Source organism: Pseudomonas sp. W2Jun17 (assembly GCF_023127795.1).
GTDB classification, from domain to species: domain Bacteria; phylum Pseudomonadota; class Gammaproteobacteria; order Pseudomonadales; family Pseudomonadaceae; genus Aquipseudomonas; species Aquipseudomonas synxantha_A.
Window position 1 is genome coordinate 1 of sequence record NZ_SPKO01000012.1, and the last position, 450, is coordinate 450.

Below are 450 nucleotides of genomic sequence, written 5' to 3' on the forward strand. Positions count from 1 at the left end.
GCTCGACCACCCTGCCCTTGCCTACAGCGGCTCGACCCGCGATCACCAATAGCCTGGCGGAAGCGGCGATCTACTTGGGCTCGGCTCCTGATGAGTTAGTACTGGCCCAGGCGTCGCGGTTCTATCACTTTCGCGACGGTGTGCTGGTCTCGATCAGCGATGCGTATGACAACCGGCTGCGCATTTGCCGTGATCCTTCCGGGCGAATTGAGCGGCTGGATAACGGTGCTGGTCGCTCGCTGCTGTTGCGTTATGAGCTGGGTCGTATCGTCGCGGTGGACTACCAGGTACATCGCGCCAAAGGGCGTGAGCCCTACGTGTGGGAGACCGAACAGAACGTCGTTTCCTACGCCTATGACGAAGCGGGACGACTGGTTTGCGCGACCAATGCTGTCGGGGAAAGCGAGCGTTATCGGTACGACGATCAGCACGTCATTGTTGAGCGGCAGT

Annotated in this window: 1 protein-coding gene; it reads left to right on the forward strand. The window is 60.2% G+C overall.

Going from position 1 to position 450, the window contains the following annotated elements:
- A partial coding sequence (locus E4O98_RS10130; protein WP_248134894.1) for a hypothetical protein occupies positions 1-450 on the forward strand: 450 nt, incomplete at both ends.